This is a genomic window from Streptomyces sp. NBC_00005, from assembly GCF_045160215.1.
Lineage (GTDB): Bacteria > Actinomycetota > Actinomycetes > Streptomycetales > Streptomycetaceae > Streptomyces.
Genome location: NZ_CP108316.1, coordinates 6,079,242 through 6,093,448, shown reverse-complemented (window position 1 = coordinate 6,093,448; position 14,207 = coordinate 6,079,242). Strand labels below are relative to the sequence as shown.

Below are 14,207 nucleotides of genomic sequence, written 5' to 3'. Positions count from 1 at the left end.
ATCGTGATGGGCATCGGCGCCACCGCGGGCGTCGCCGCGGTGGGCGGCATCGCCCTGAACGCCCAGGCGTCGAGCGGCTCGAAGGCCTCGTCCTCCGCGGACGCCCTGACCTTCGATCCGGACGCGTACACCAAGCTGACGACGACGGTCACCGACACCGACGGCAACGACCACTCGGTGACGTACCACTTCTGGAAGGCGATCACCTACGTCGCCAAGCCGGTCGACGAGACCTACCAGTCCCTGATCGTCAGCGCCCCGGTCGAGATCGACGGCAAGGCGGTGGACGCGAGCGACGCACCGATCCTGTTCGCCAACTCGGTCGGCGGGTACATGCCGTCCTCCGTGGCGGACGCCACCGGTGTCGGCGCCGGAGGCATGTCCGGTGGCGGTGGCGCCCCCAGCGGTGCACCCACCGGCAGCGCCGCGCCCAGCGCCTCGGCCTCCAACGCGAACGGCAACACCAACGCCACCGGCGGCGCCACCGCCTCCAACCAGCTCCTGGCCCTGGCCGCCGGGTACGTCGTCGTCGAGCCCGGAGCCCGCGGCCGTACCCTCAAGAACGCCGGCGGCGAGTACTACGGCACCGCCCCGGCCGCGATCGTCGACCTCAAGGCGGCGGTCCGGTACGTGAAGGCCAACAAGGGCCGCATCCCCGGCAACGTCGAGCGGATCGTCTCCGCCGGCACCAGCGCGGGCGGCGCCCTGTCCTCGCTGCTCGGTGCGTCCGGCGACAGCCCGATCTACGAGAAGTACCTCAAGGAGCTCGGCGCCGCCGACGCCTCCGACGCGATCTTCGCGGTCGGCGCCTGGTGCCCGATCACCGACCTGGAGCACGCCGACGGCGCCTACGAGTGGAACTGGGGCGCCAACAAGCTGTCCACCGGCAAGCAGGTCGACCAGTCGGTCTCCAAGGAGCTGCAGTCGCAGTTCGCCGAGTACCAGGCCTCCCTCAAGCTGCGCGGCCTGAACCGCTTCGGCCCGCTGACCGCCCGCAACTACGACGCGTACCTGGTCAAGCAGTACCTGGAGCCCTCGGCGACCAAGTACCTGACCGCCCTCTCGGACTCGGCCCGCGCGACCTACCTGGCCGCCAACACCTTCATCACCTGGTCCGGCGGCAAGGCGACCTTCACCTGGGACGACTTCCTCACCCACGTCGGCGCCCGCAAGAAGACCACGCCGGCCTTCGACGCCTTCGACCTGTCGGCCGGCGAGAACAACCTGTTCGGCGCGGGCACCACCGAGAACCGTCACTTCACGGCGTACAGCGCCAAGAACGACACCACCGGGCTCAGCAGCAAGCGGGTCGCGAGCGACATCCCCGAGAAGCTGCACCTGATGAACCCGATGTACCACCTGGTGGAGAAGGTCAACGGGCGTCGCTCGAAGCACTGGTGGATCCGCCTCGGCACCAACGACTCCGACACCTCGCACGTGATCTCCGCCAACCTCGCGGCCGTCACGAGCGGCCTCGGCGACGACGTCAACCACCTCTACTACTGGGACCAGGGCCACGGCGCCAACACCGACCCGGGCGACTTCATCACGTGGATCGCCAAGGTGACGGGTCACAAGGGCAGGAAGTAGCTTCACAACCGGGTGGCCTACGTCACAGGTCCTACCCACTCCTCCTACGTACGTGATCAATCCGAAACCAATTCCCCTCTTGACCGAGACCCATCAACCCGGTGCGTGATTACGCTCGCGCACATGGCCGACTCCACACCGTCCGCGAGAACCTCGGACCGCCCCGTCTACGTCATCGGCGGCGGCCCGGGCGGTCTCTCCATCGCGTACGCGCTGCGCGCCCGCGGCATACGGGCCGTCGTCCTGGAGAAGTCGGAGCGTGTCGGGGCGGCCTGGCGCGGCCACTACGACCGCCTCCGCCTGCACACCACCCGCCGCCTGTCGGCCCTGCCCGGGCTGCCCATCCCGCGCCGGTTCGGACGGTGGGTGGCCCGGGACGACGTGGTGCGGTACCTGGAGAAGTACGCCGAGGTGCACGAACTGGAGGTCGTCACGGGCGTCGAGGTCTCCCGCGTCGAGCGCACCCCCGACGGCACCGGCTGGCTGCTGCACGCCACCGGGGGCCGGGAACTGACCGGCGCGGCAATCGTCGTGGCCACCGGCCACAACCACACCCCAAGCATCCCGGACTGGCCCGGTCGGGACACTTACGGTGGCGAGTTCCTGCACGCCGGCGAGTACCGCAATCCAACTCCCTACGCCGGTCGGGACGTGCTGGTCGTCGGCGTCGGCAACACTGGTGCCGAGATCGCCGTGGACCTGGTCGAGGGCGGGGCCTCGCGGGTACGGCTGTCGGTACGAACCGTTCCGCACATCGTGCGCAGATCTACCGCGGGATGGCCCGCACAGTGCACGAGCATCCTGGTGCGGCGGCTGCCGGTAGCACTGGTCGACCGGCTCGCCAGGCCCATGGCGAAGCTCAGCGTGCCGGACCTGTCGGCCCAAGGGCTGCCGCGCCCCGACACCGGTCTGTACAGCCGGGTCAAGGAGGGGGCGATCCCGGTCCTCGACGTCGGCCTCATCGACGCCGTGCGCGAGGGCCGCGTCGAGATCGTGGCCGCCGTCGACGGCTTCGAGGACGACAAGGTGGTCCTCGCCGACGGCAACCGCGTCTCGACGGATGCCGTCATCGCCGCCACCGGATACGTCCGTGGGCTCGAAGGCCTCGTCGGCCATCTCAACGTACTGGACGCCCGGGGCAGACCAGCAGTCCACGGCGCCCACGCCTCGAAGCACGCGCCCGGCATCTACTTCCAGGGCTACGCCAACCCGATCAGCGGCAATCTCCGCGAGATGGCGATCGACGCGGAGAAGATCGCGCGGACCGTCATGAAGGAGGGCGCGGGGACGCTGTCACGGCTTCCCGCCTGACGCCCGCCCGACGCCCGCCCGACGTAGGAATCATCAACTCCCTTATGTAGTCCTCCTGTTACTTGTGGGTCAGATGTGACAGGAGAGCTGTACCGCGCCCCCGTGCGGGGCCAGAATGTGAATCCTGCTCACCTTTCTGGCTCCACCCACCTCTCGCTCTACGACGGAGGATGCACGTGGCACGCGAAAGACAGCACAACTCCGGAGCTCTCTCCCGACGTTCCCTGCTCGGCGGTGCCGCCGCCGCTGCCGGAGCCGTCACCCTCACCGGCACCGCCGCCGGCCCGGCGTCCGCGGCGGCCACACGTGACGTGGACGTCGCGATCGTCGGCGGCGGGCTCGCCGGGCTGACGACCGCCCGTGACCTGGTGGCGGCCGGCAAGGCCGTGGCCGTTCTGGAGGCCCGCGACCGCGTCGGCGGCCGGGTCGTCAACCTGTCCCTGCCGAACGGCGGTGTCACCGAGGGCGGCGGCGAGTTCATCGGCCCCACCCAGGACCGCATCAAGGCCCTTGCCGACTCCCTGGGCGTGGCGACGTTCACGACCTACAACACCGGCAAGAACCTCCTCTACAAGGACGGCACGAAGACCCCGTACGCCACCGACGGCATCCTCGGCTCGGTCCCGCCGATCGACGCGGCGGGCCTCGCCAACGCCGCGATCGTGCAGGCGTCGTTGGACGACATGGCCAAGACGGTCCCGCTCGACGCGCCCTGGACCGCCGCGAAGGCCGCCGAGTGGGACAGGCAGACCTTCGAGAGCTGGCTGAACGCCAACGCGGTCATCCCCTCCGCCAAGTTCCTTCTCGACGTGGCGACGACCTCGATCTTCTCGGCCCAGCCGCGTGAACTCTCCCTGCTCTTCGTCCTCTTCTACATCGCGGCCGCCGGCAACGAGTCCAACGCCGGCACCCTGGAACGCCTCACCGACACCGCGAACGGCGCCCAGGAGTCCCGCTTCGTCGGCGGCTCCCAGCAGGTGCCGATCAAGCTGGCCGCCACACTCGGCGACCGGGTGGTGCTGAGCGCGCCGGTGCGGTCGATCGTGCAGTCCGGCAGCAAGTACGTGGTGACCGCGGACGGGGTGACGGTGACGGCGAAGAAGGTCGTGGTCGCCGTACCTCCCCCGCTGGCCGCACGCATCACCTACGACCCGCTGCTCCCGGCCTCCCGCGATCAGTTGAGCCAGCGGCTGCCGATGGGCTCGATCGGCAAGGCGATCGCCGTCTACGACACCCCCTTCTGGCGGGCCGACGGCCTCAACGGCCAGGTGGTCAGCGACTCCGGCGTGGTCCGCTCGACGTTCGACAACTCCCCGCCCGACGCCTCCTACGGCGCTCTGATGGGCTTCATCGAGGCCGACGAGATGCGGGCGTACGACGCCTCGAGCGTCGCCGAGGTCAAGGCCGCCGTTCTCAAGGACTACGCCACCTACTTCGGCGACAAGGCGAAGTCGCCCACGTCCTTCGTGCTGCAGCGCTGGGACAACGAGGGCTTCTCGCGCGGCGGCCCGGTCGCCTACGCGCCGCCCGGCGTGCTGACGGAGTACGGCGCCGCGCTGCGCAAGCCGGCCGGCGGCATCCACTGGGCGGGCACCGAGACCTCCACGTACTGGAACGGCTTCATGGACGGGGCCGTGCGGTCGGGCGAGCGCGTGGCCAAGGAGGTTCTGGCGGCGCTGTGAGCATGGCGAAGGCCCGGGTTCCCGACCGAACCCGGGCCTTCGCCATGTCCCTTGACCCAGGAGCCCCCTCTGCGACCTGCAAGAACAGTGACCAGAGCCGCCAGTTGCATGCACATGGGTTGAGTGGGGCAGTTGATTTAAGTTCCCACCAGTTCCTGACACGGCGTCAGTTCAGTAATCTGACAGTGCGTCAGTTATTGCGTCAGTCATTGCTGTCACACAGGAGCGGGCGGACCGATGCTTGGATCAACCCACGGCACCCTCACCACCGACTCCCGCCGGGCCCGGGCCATCGCCTGTGGCGAGCAACCCGGTCCCGCCGTCCACGGCAGGCCGGCCGAGGTCGACGACCTCGACGTCGGCGGCCGGCCTCTGTACGCCGACGTCCCCGATCTGGACCGGTTCTTCCACCCCGGGTCCGTCGCCGTGATCGGCGCCTCGGACGCCGAGGGACGGCCCAACACCGGCATCACCCGGCAGCTGGTGGCCTGGGCCGAGCGCGTCGGGGCGCGGCTGCACCCGGTGCATCCGAGCCGCCCGTCCGTCTTCGGCATGCCCTGTTCGCCTTCCGTCGCCGATCTGCCCGAGCAGGTCGACCTCGCCGTACTGCTGGTCGCCGATCCCCTTCCCGTGCTCGAGGAACTGGCCGAGGCCAAGGTGAAGTTCGCGGTCGCCTTCGCCTCCGGGTTCGCGGAGACCGGGGCGGAGGGCGCGGCCGCGCAGGAGCGCCTGGCGGCCGCCGTCGCCCGCTCCGGAATCCGCCTCCTCGGCCCCAACACCAACCTGAACGCCTTCGAGCGCTTCCGCGACGACCTCGACGGACCGGCCATCGCTCTGATCACCCAGTCCGGACACCAGGGCCGCCCCGTCTTCTCCCTCCAGGAACTCGGCATCCGTCTGTCCCACTGGGCGCCCACCGGCAACGAGGCCGACCTGGAGACCGCCGACTTCATCTCCTACTTCGCCGAGCGGCCCGAGGTCGGCGCCATCGCCTGCTACGTCGAGGGGCTCAAGGACGGCCGTTCCTTCCTGCTCGCCGCCGACCGGGCCGCCCGGCGCGGGGTGCCGGTCGTCGCCGTCAAGGTGGGCCGTACCGAGACCGGCGCCCGTACGGCCGCCTCGCACACCGGCAAGCTGACCGGCGCGGACACGGTGGTGGACGCGGCGATGCGGCAGTTCGGGGTGATCCGGGTGGACGGACTCGACGAACTCCAGGACACCGCGGCCCTGTTGGCCCGCGCCCGGCCGCCGCAGGCCGAGGGGGTCGTCGTCTACTCGATCTCCGGCGGCACCGGCGCACACTTCGCCGATCTGGCGACCGAGGCGGGCCTCACCCTGCCGCCGCTGTCGGAGGCCAGGCAGTCCGAGCTGCACCAGTGGATACCCGAGTACCTGAGCGTGGCCAACCCCGTGGACAACGGCGGGCATCCGGTCGGCGACCATCGCGGCCAAAAGATCATCGACGCGATCCTCGACGACCCGGCCGTAGGCGTGCTGATCTGCCCGATCACCGGCCCCTTCCCGCCCCTCAGCGACAAGCTCGTCCAGGATCTGGTGGACGCGGCCGAACGCACGGACAAGCTGGTCTGCGTCGTGTGGGGATCCCCGGTCGGCACCGAGCCGGCCTACCGCGAGGTCCTGCTCGGCTCCTCCCGGGTGGCCACCTTCCGCACGGTCGCGAACTGCATCACCGCCGTCCGCGCCTACCTCGACCACCACCGCTTCGTCTCCGACTACCGCTCCCCCTTCGACGAGGCCCCGCGCACCACCTCGCCCTCCTTCCGCAAGGCGCAGGCGCTGATGCGCCCGGGCCAGCAGCTGAGCGAACACGCGGCGAAGCAACTGCTGCGGGCGTACGGAATCCGCGTCCCGCGCGAGCAGTTGGTGACCAGCGCGGCGGCGGCCGTCCGCGCGGCGGGCCTGGTGGGCTACCCGGTGGTGATGAAGGCGTCCGGCGCGCAGATCGCTCACAAGACCGAGCTGGGGCTGGTGAAGGTCGAACTGACCTCGGCCAGCCAAGTCAGGGACGCCTACCGCGAGTTGACGGACATCGCGCGCTACGAGGAGGTCTCCCTGGACGGTGTCCTCGTCTGCCAGATGGTGGAGCGGGGTGTCGAGATGGTCGTCGGCGTCACGCACGACGAGCTGTTCGGGCCGACCGTGACCGTCGGGCTCGGCGGAGTGCTGGTCGAGGTGCTGCACGACGTGGCCGTACGGGTGCCGCCCTTCGGAGAGGACCAGGCGCACGCGATGCTCGGCGACCTGCGCGGGCGGGCCCTCCTCGACGGGGTCCGCGGGCGTCCCCCGGCCGACCTCGACGCGCTGGTCGAGGTCGTCCTGCGGGTGCAGCGCATGGCGCTGGAGCTCGGCGACGACCTCGCGGAGCTGGACATCAACCCGCTGATGGTGCTGCCCAGGGGGCAGGGCGCGGTGGCGCTGGACGCGCTGGCGGTGTGCCGATGACCGAGGTGACGCACGCGGTGGGCGGTCAGGTCTCGGCCATCACCCTCAACCGGCCCGAAGCCCTCAACGCCCTCACTCCCGGCGGGCGGGAGCTGCTCATCGAGTTGCTGGCACAGGCGTCGGCCGATCCGGACGTGCGGGCCGTGGTCCTCACCGGTACGGGTCGCGGCTTCTGCACCGGGGCGGATCTCCGCGGGGCCTCCACCGCTGGCCCGCGGCTCCCCGGGGTCGTGGCTCGCACCCTCCGCCTCGGTGCCCAGCGTCTGATCGCCGCCGTCCTCGACTGCGAGAAGCCGGTGATCGCCGCCGTGAACGGCACGGCGGCCGGCCTCGGCGCCCATCTCGCGCTCGCCTGCGACCTCGTACTGGCCGCGGAATCGGCGCGGTTCATCGAGGTGTTCGTACGGCGGGGTCTGGTCCCGGACGGCGGCGGGGCGTACCTGCTCCCGCGCCTGGTCGGCCCGCACCGGGCGAAGGAGCTGATGTTCTTCGGCGACGCGGTCTCCGCCGCCGAGGCCGAGCGGCTCGGGCTGGTCAACCGGGTCGTCCCGGACGGGGAGTTGGACAAGACGGCCCACGAGTGGGCCGCACGCCTCGCCACCGGCCCGACCCGCGCCCTGGCCCTGACCAAGCAGCTCGTGAACGCCTCCTTCGACTCCGACCGCGCGACCGCGTTCGCCGCCGAGGCGGCCGCACAGGAGATCAACATGACGACACAGGACGCGCAGGAGGGCGTACGGAGTTTCGTGGAGCGCAGAAGCCTTGAGTTCAAGGGGCGTTGACCTTCCCATCTGACGTACCGTCAGCTTCAATGGAGGGGTGATGGGACACGCAGGGGCGGCCGCCGCCGCCGTCCGCTACCTCAGCTCGGCCGGGGCTCCGGCGCCCCTGGAAGCGCTGCCGCGCCCGGAGTTGCGCTGCGTCGGCGAGCACGAGCGCGCCCCGGTCGACCAGGCCGAGTTCCGCCAGGTCCTCGGCACCTTCGCGACGGGCGTCACCGTGGTCACCGCACCGGCCACCGACGACACCGTGGGCCCCGCGGGCTTCGCCTGCCAGTCCTTCTCGTCGCTCTCCCTCGACCCGCCCCTGATCGCCTTCATGGTCGGCCGCACGTCGACGACCTGGCCACGCATCGCCCGCGCTGGCACCTTCTGCGTCAACGTCCTGAGCGCCCGACAGGGCGACCTGTGCCGCGACTTCGCGAGAAGCGGCACGGACAAGTTCGCAGGGGTGGCGTACGACGCGGCACCGGTCTCGGGGGCGCCGCGGCTGGCCGGTGCGGCAGCCTGGATCGACTGCACGATCCACGCCGTCCACACCGGTGGCGACCACCTCATCGTGGTCGGCCGGGTGGACGCCCTGGGCTCGGGCGAGTCCCCCGACGGACCGCTGATCTTCCATCGGGGGCAGTTCGCGCGGCTCGACGGCGCCTGACGCTCATCCCCTCCTCTTCAGGCCGGTTCAGGACACGGCCAAGGCGGGCACCGCCGGCTTTCGCCGGATCACCAGTGCCATCAGTGCCGCTGCCGCGCACAGTGCACCCGAGGCGTACCAGACCATGTCGTACGAGCCGAAGACGTCACGCGCCACGCCCCCGAGGAAGGCCACGAGTCCGGCGCCGACCTGGTGGGAGGCGAGGACCCAGCCGAAGACGATCGCGCTGTCGTCGCCGTACTGCTCGCGGCACAGGGCGACGGTGGGCGGGACCGTGGCGACCCAGTCGAGGCCGTAGAAGACGATGAAGAACAGCATCGGCGGGTGGACGCTGGGCGCGAGCAACATCGGCAGGAAGAGGAGCGAGATGCCGCGCAGGGCGTAGTAGACGGCGAGCAGGCGGCGCGCGTCGAAGCGGTCGGTGAACCAGCCGGAGGCGATCGTGCCGACCACGTCGAACACGCCGATGACCGCGAGCAGCGAGGCCGCCGCCGTCACGGGCATGCCGTGGTCGTGGGCGGCGGGCACGAAGTGGGTCTGGATCAGACCGTTCGTGGAGGCGCCGCAGATCGCGAAGGTGCCCGCCAGCAGCCAGAAGGTGCCGGTGCGGGAGGCCGTGAACAGCACGGTCACGGCCCGGCGGGCAGCACCGCGCGCGGGCTCCGGCTTGGGCACGAACTCCTTTGCGCCGTACGGCTTCTGACCCACGTCCGCCGGGTGGTCGCGCAGCAGCAGCCAGACGAAGGGGACGACCGCGAGGGCGGCGAGGGACACCGTGACGGCCGCCGGGCGCCAGCTGTGCTTCTCGACGATCCAGGACAGCAGGGGCAGGAAGATCAGCTGGCCGGAGGCCGAGGCGGCGGTGAGGATGCCGGTGACCAGGCCCCGGCGTGCGGTGAACCAGCGGTTGGTGACCGTCGCCGCGAAGGCCAGGGCCATCGAGCCGGAACCCAGGCCGACCAGCAGACCCCAGCACAGCATCAGCTGCCAGGCCGCCGTCATCCAGTACGTCAGGCCCGAGCCGAGCGCGATCACGGTCAGCGCCACGGCCACGACCCTGCGGATGCCGAAGCGGTCCATCAGCGCCGCCGCGAACGGGGCGGTGAGGCCGTAGAGCGCGAGGTTGACGGAGACCGCGGCCCCGATCGTGCCCCGAGACCAGCCGAAGTCCTCGTGCAGCGGGTCGATGAGCAGTCCGGGCAGCGAGCGGAAGGCGGCCGCGCCGATGATCGTCACGAAGGTGACGGCGGCGACGAACCACGCCCGGTGCAGTGACATTCTGCGGTTCCGCCGCGGGCGCGGCTTCTTGGAGGTCGGGGTTTCCTCTGCGGCGCCTGCGGCCTCGGTTGTCTGGGTCACGACATAGAGCTTCCAGGCTGGAAACCCTCCCATCGAGTGGCCCGAAGGACAGTGTTCGTTAGAATCGGGCCATGGACAGGACCACGGGTCACCGCCCGCACCGCGTAGTCGTCCTCGCCCTCGACGGCCTGCTCCCCTTCGAACTGGGCATTCCGCACCGCATCTTCGGACGCCCGAAGGACGCCCGGGGGCGGCATCTGTACGAGGTCGTCACCTGCTCGATCCGGCCACCGGGCCCGGTGCGCACGGACGCCGACTTCGCCATCGAGGTCGAGAACGGCCCGGAGGCCCTGGCCACCGCCGACACCGTCATCGTCCCCGCGTCGTACGAACTCGGCCCGGTCTTCGAGCAGGGCGTGCTCACCGACGAGCTGGCCGCCGCCCTCGCGCACATCCGCCCCGGCACCCGCCTCGCCTCCATCTGCACCGGCGTCTTCGTCCTGGCCGCCGCCGGCTACCTCGACGGCCGGCGCGCCACCACGCACTGGGCCGAGACCGACCAGCTCCAGCGGCTCTTCCCGAAGGTCGACGTCGACCCGAACGTGCTGTTCATCGACGACGGCGACGTGCTGACCTCGGCCGGCGTCGCGGCCGGCCTCGACCTGTGCCTGCACATGGTGCGCCGCGACCACGGCACAGCCGTCGCGAACGAGATCGCCCGCCGCACCGTCGTACCGCCGCACCGCGACGGCGGCCAGGCGCAGTACATCCACCGTCCGGTGCCGGAACCGCAGGTGGCGACCACGAGGGGCGCCCGCGCCTGGGCCCTGGGACGCCTCCACGAGCCGATCCAGCTCCGCGACCTGGCCGCACAGGAGTCCATGTCCGTACGCACCTTCACGCGCCGCTTCCGCGAGGAGGTCGGCGTCAGCCCCGGCCAGTGGCTCACCCAGCAGCGCGTGGAGCGGGCCCGGCACCTGCTGGAGTCGTCCGGCCTGTCCATGGACCAGGTGGCGCAGGACGCCGGATTCGGTACGGCGCAGTCGATGCGGCAACACCTCCAGGTGGCCCTGGGGGTGACCCCGACGGCGTACCGGCGGACGTTCCGGACGGGCGTCAGGACATGACCCGCAGAAGGCGGCCGTCAGGCAGCCGGAGCAACACCTGACCGTCAGAAGGTGAGCACGCCGCGCGCCACCCGCCCCGCCTCCGCGTCGGCCTTCGCCTTCTCGAAGTCCTCGACGGGGTACGTCTCCGTCACCAGCTCGTCCAGCAGCAGCCGGCCCTCCCGGTACAGCTCGGCGTAGACGGCGATGTCCCGCTGCGGGCGCGAGGCCCCGTAGCGGCAGCCCAGGATGGACTTGTCCAGGTACATGGAGGAGACGAGGAAGGACGCCTCCGCACTCGCCGGAGGAACACCGAGGAGCACCGCCTGTCCATGCCGGTCCAGCAGATCGATCGCCTGCCGGATCAGCTCCACCCGCCCGACGCACTCGAAGGCGTGGTCGGCCCCCGTGGGCAGGATGTCCTTCACCCCGTCCGTCGACGTCAGGAAGTGCGTCGCCCCGAACTGCCGGGCCACGGCCTCCTTCGCCGGGTTGGCGTCGACGGCGACGATCCGCAGCGCACCCGCGATCCGCGCGCCCTGGATGACGTTGAGCCCGACACCACCGGTGCCGATGACCAGCACGCTGTCCCCGCGATCCACGCGCGCGCGGTTGAGCGCGGCCCCCACGCCGGTCAGCACCCCGCACCCGATCAACGCGGCGGAGGGCAGCGGAATGTCCTGGGGAATCCGGACCGCCTGCACGGCCTTCACCACGGTCCGTTCCGCGAACGCGGAGTTGGAGGCGAACTGGTAGAGGGGCCGCCCGCCTTGGACGAACGGCTGCCCGGGCCTCCCGATCGCCTTCCGGCACATGGTCGGCCGCCCCCGGTCGCACTCCGCACACGTACCGCAGTTGGCGAGCGTGGACAGGGCCACATGATCACCGGGCACCACGTGCGAGACCCCTGCCCCCACGGCCTCCACCACCCCCGCCCCCTCATGCCCCAACACCACGGGAACGGGGAAAGGTATGGTCCCGTCCACCACGGACAGATCGCTGTGGCACAGCCCGGCCGCCGAGATCGCGACCAGCACCTCCCCGGGCCCTGGATCCCGCACCTCCAGGTCGTCGACGACCTCGACCCGCTTCCCGTCGAACACCACACCGCGCATCAGACGACCCCCTTGGGCTCCCTGGGCAGACCGAGCACACGCTCGGCGATGATCGTGCGCTGGACCTGATCCGAGCCGCCGTAGATCGTGTCGGCCCGGGAGAAGAGGAACAGGTGCTGCCATGCGTCGAGTTCGTACGGCGAGGAGGCCGACCAGTCCCGCGGCCCCACGCTCGCCGCCGCGCCCCGCACCTGCACCGCCAGCTCCCCGAGCCGCTGATGCCAGCCGCCCCACAGCAGCTTGGCCACACTGGGCGCCCCGGCGTCCCCCGAACTCCCCAGCGTCCGCAGGGCGTTCCACCGCATGACCCGCAACTCGGCCCACTGCCGCACGAGTCGCTGCCGTACGACGGGATCGGCGACGGCCCCCGTCTCCACGGCTTCCCGCACCACCCGCCCCAACTCCTGTGCGAACCCGACCTGCTGGGCCAGCGTGGAAACCCCCCGCTCGAACCCGAGCAGACTCATCGCGACCTTCCACCCCCCGCCCTCACCCCCGACGACATGCTCCGCACGCGCGCGTGCCCCGTCGAAGAAGACCTCGTTGAAGTCGCTCGTCCCGGTCATCTGCCGAATGGGCCGCACCTCGATGCGCCCCGGCTGGTCCATGGGCACGAGGAGAAAGCTCAGTCCGTGATGGCGCCGCGACCCGGCCTCGGTACGGGCCAGCACAAAGCACCAGTTCGCCTCATGAGCCAGCGAGGTCCAGATCTTCTGCCCGGTGATCCGGTACCACTCCCCCTCCCGTACGGCCGCGGTACGCACCCCGGCCAGATCGGAACCGGCATCGGGCTCGCTGTACCCCTGACACCAGAGCTCGTCCCCGGCGGCGACCGGGGGAAGGAAACGTGCCTTCTGCTCCTCGGTCCCGTGGGCGAGGAGGGTCGGAGCGAGCAGGTTCTCGCCGATGTGGCCAGAGCGAGGCGGCGCCCCCGACCGGGCGTACTCCTCGGCCCAGGCGACTTGTTGGGTCAGCGTGGCGGTCCGATTGCCATAGCCCGACTCGCCCCATCCGAGTCCGATCCACCCGGCTTCACCGAGGAGGTGCTCCCAGGCACGACGGTCCTGCTCGCTCTCAGCATGCTCGGCCAGCCACGTCCTCGCCTCTACCCGAAACGCCTCGTCCTCAGCGCTGAATCCAAAGTCCACGGGCCCTCCTTTTGGCGCCGCTCGCAGTCAGTGCCCTCAAGGGGCGCGGGGCTGTATCGATGTGCGGCTGAGCCGCGGGGCGCGACCAGCCACAACCAACCCGCAGCCGCCGCACAGCACATCCCCCCAGCTACTGGGCGTTCGGTCGGCTCCCTTCGCGCGCAGCGCGCTCCATCGCAGCCAACCGCTCCAACATCGGCATCGGATCGACACCCACCGACCCCGGCAGAAACGCTGCAATCCGCTCCGGCGACCACGAACCCTCGGCATAGGCAACCCGCAGCTCCCGCGGCTGAGCCCACACCGCCAGCTTCGGTCCGGCGATCGTGTACACCTGCCCGGTGATCCCCTGTTCCTTGGCCCCGTCCGACAGCAGATACACGACCAGGGCGGCCACATCCTCCGGCTCCCCGATCTCCGCCAACTCCATGGGCACGTTGGCCGACATCCGCGTACGAGCGACGGGCGCCACCGCGTTGGCACTCACCCCGTACTTGTTCAGGCCCAGCGCGGCGCTCCGCACCAGCGAGATGATCCCGCCCTTCGCCGCGCTGTAGTTGGCCTGCGAGACCGACCCCTGATGATTGCCGCTCGTGAACCCGATCAGCGTCCCCGCCCGCTGCCCCCGCATCACCGCCGAGGCCGCCCGGAACACGGTGAACGTGCCTTTCAGATGCGTGGCCACGACCGGGTCCCACTCCTCCTCGGACATGTTGAACAGCATCCGCTCACGCAGAATCCCGGCGACGCACACCACACCGTCCAGCCGTCCGTACGACGAGACGGCGACGTCGACCACCCGCTGCCCGCCGGCCATCGTGGAGACGTCGTCGGCGACGGCGACCGCTTCCCCGCCCGCCGCCTCGATCTCCTTGACGACGGCCTCGGCGACCTCGCTGGTCGGGGACGCGCCGTCGACCGAGACGCCGTAGTCGTTGACGACGACGCGCGCTCCCTCGGCGGCCGCGGCCAACGCCACCGCCCGCCCGATGCCCCGCCCGGCGCCCGTCACGGCGACGACCTTGCCTGCCAAGAAGTTCCCCACGCCCGGCCCCTTCC

The 14,207-nt window shown here is 70.9% G+C and carries 11 protein-coding genes; 7 read left to right on the top strand and 4 right to left on the bottom strand.

Annotation, left to right across the window (positions count from 1 at the left end; all coding sequences use genetic code 11):
- Positions 1–6: 6 nt before the first annotated feature.
- The 6 genes from OG303_RS28060 (at position 7) to OG303_RS28035 (ending at position 8,480) form a co-directional block, all read left to right on the top strand.
- On the top strand, positions 7–1,590 hold the full coding sequence (locus OG303_RS28060; RefSeq protein WP_405877514.1) for a subtype B tannase: 1,584 nt from the start codon (positions 7–9) through the stop codon (positions 1,588–1,590).
- A gap of 123 nt (positions 1,591–1,713) precedes the next feature.
- The gene (locus tag OG303_RS28055) at positions 1,714–2,901 is read left to right on the top strand and encodes a flavin-containing monooxygenase (RefSeq protein ID WP_405871766.1); all 1,188 of its coding nucleotides are present in this window, start codon (positions 1,714–1,716) and stop codon (positions 2,899–2,901) included.
- A gap of 176 nt (positions 2,902–3,077) precedes the next feature.
- Complete coding sequence (locus OG303_RS28050) at positions 3,078–4,583, top strand: flavin monoamine oxidase family protein (protein ID WP_405871764.1); 1,506 nt, start codon at positions 3,078–3,080, stop codon at positions 4,581–4,583.
- 237 nt (positions 4,584–4,820) lie between these two features.
- On the top strand, positions 4,821–7,046 hold the full coding sequence (locus OG303_RS28045; protein ID WP_405871763.1) for an acetate--CoA ligase family protein: 2,226 nt from the start codon (positions 4,821–4,823) through the stop codon (positions 7,044–7,046).
- A complete protein-coding gene (locus OG303_RS28040) occupies positions 7,043–7,828 on the top strand; it encodes an enoyl-CoA hydratase/isomerase family protein (RefSeq protein WP_405871761.1) in 786 nt (261 codons plus the stop codon). Before OG303_RS28045 ends, OG303_RS28040 begins: the two co-directional genes overlap by 4 nt.
- Positions 7,829–7,868: 40 nt before the next feature.
- Positions 7,869–8,480, top strand: coding sequence for a flavin reductase family protein (locus tag OG303_RS28035; RefSeq protein WP_405871759.1), 612 nt, complete (start codon positions 7,869–7,871; stop codon positions 8,478–8,480).
- A gap of 27 nt (positions 8,481–8,507) precedes the next feature.
- On the opposite strand, the gene OG303_RS28030 is transcribed toward OG303_RS28035, so the two are convergent.
- Complete coding sequence (locus OG303_RS28030) at positions 8,508–9,839, bottom strand: MFS transporter (protein WP_405871757.1); 1,332 nt, start codon at positions 9,837–9,839, stop codon at positions 8,508–8,510.
- Between the two features lie 71 nt (positions 9,840–9,910).
- Here OG303_RS28030 and OG303_RS28025 point away from each other — a divergent pair, with 71 nt between their 5' ends.
- Positions 9,911–10,906, top strand: a complete 996-nt coding sequence (locus OG303_RS28025; protein WP_405871756.1) for a GlxA family transcriptional regulator — start codon at positions 9,911–9,913, stop codon at positions 10,904–10,906.
- Positions 10,907–10,950: 44 nt separating this feature from the next.
- Here the strand turns inward: OG303_RS28025 and OG303_RS28020 are convergent, their stop codons facing one another.
- From OG303_RS28020 to OG303_RS28010, 3 genes are all read right to left on the bottom strand, one after another.
- A complete protein-coding gene (locus OG303_RS28020; protein ID WP_405871754.1) occupies positions 10,951–12,000 on the bottom strand; it encodes a Zn-dependent alcohol dehydrogenase in 1,050 nt (349 codons plus the stop codon).
- Positions 12,000–13,148: an acyl-CoA dehydrogenase family protein gene (locus OG303_RS28015; protein ID WP_405871753.1), complete on the bottom strand. Its 1,149-nt coding sequence runs from the start codon at positions 13,146–13,148 to the stop codon at positions 12,000–12,002. The genes OG303_RS28020 and OG303_RS28015 overlap by 1 nt, the downstream gene beginning before the upstream one ends.
- A 130-nt stretch (positions 13,149–13,278) precedes the next feature.
- Positions 13,279–14,193 (bottom strand): SDR family NAD(P)-dependent oxidoreductase, encoded by a 915-nt coding sequence (locus OG303_RS28010; protein ID WP_405871752.1) that lies wholly within the window; start codon positions 14,191–14,193, stop codon positions 13,279–13,281.
- Positions 14,194–14,207 lie beyond the last annotated feature (14 nt).

Excerpts from the sequence above, each read along its gene's own strand:
- OG303_RS28020 (WP_405871754.1), bottom strand. The coding sequence starts at position 12,000 with ATGCGCGGTGTGGTGTTCGACGGGAAGCGGGTCGAGGTCGTCGACGAC.
- OG303_RS28060 (WP_405877514.1), top strand. The coding sequence starts at position 7 with ATGGGCATCGGCGCCACCGCGGGCGTCGCCGCGGTGGGCGGCATCGCC.
- OG303_RS28040 (WP_405871761.1), top strand. The coding sequence starts at position 7,043 with ATGACCGAGGTGACGCACGCGGTGGGCGGTCAGGTCTCGGCCATCACC.
- OG303_RS28045 (WP_405871763.1), top strand. The coding sequence starts at position 4,821 with ATGCTTGGATCAACCCACGGCACCCTCACCACCGACTCCCGCCGGGCC.
- OG303_RS28025 (WP_405871756.1), top strand. The coding sequence starts at position 9,911 with ATGGACAGGACCACGGGTCACCGCCCGCACCGCGTAGTCGTCCTCGCC.
- OG303_RS28035 (WP_405871759.1), top strand. The coding sequence starts at position 7,869 with ATGGGACACGCAGGGGCGGCCGCCGCCGCCGTCCGCTACCTCAGCTCG.
- OG303_RS28055 (WP_405871766.1), top strand. The coding sequence starts at position 1,714 with ATGGCCGACTCCACACCGTCCGCGAGAACCTCGGACCGCCCCGTCTAC.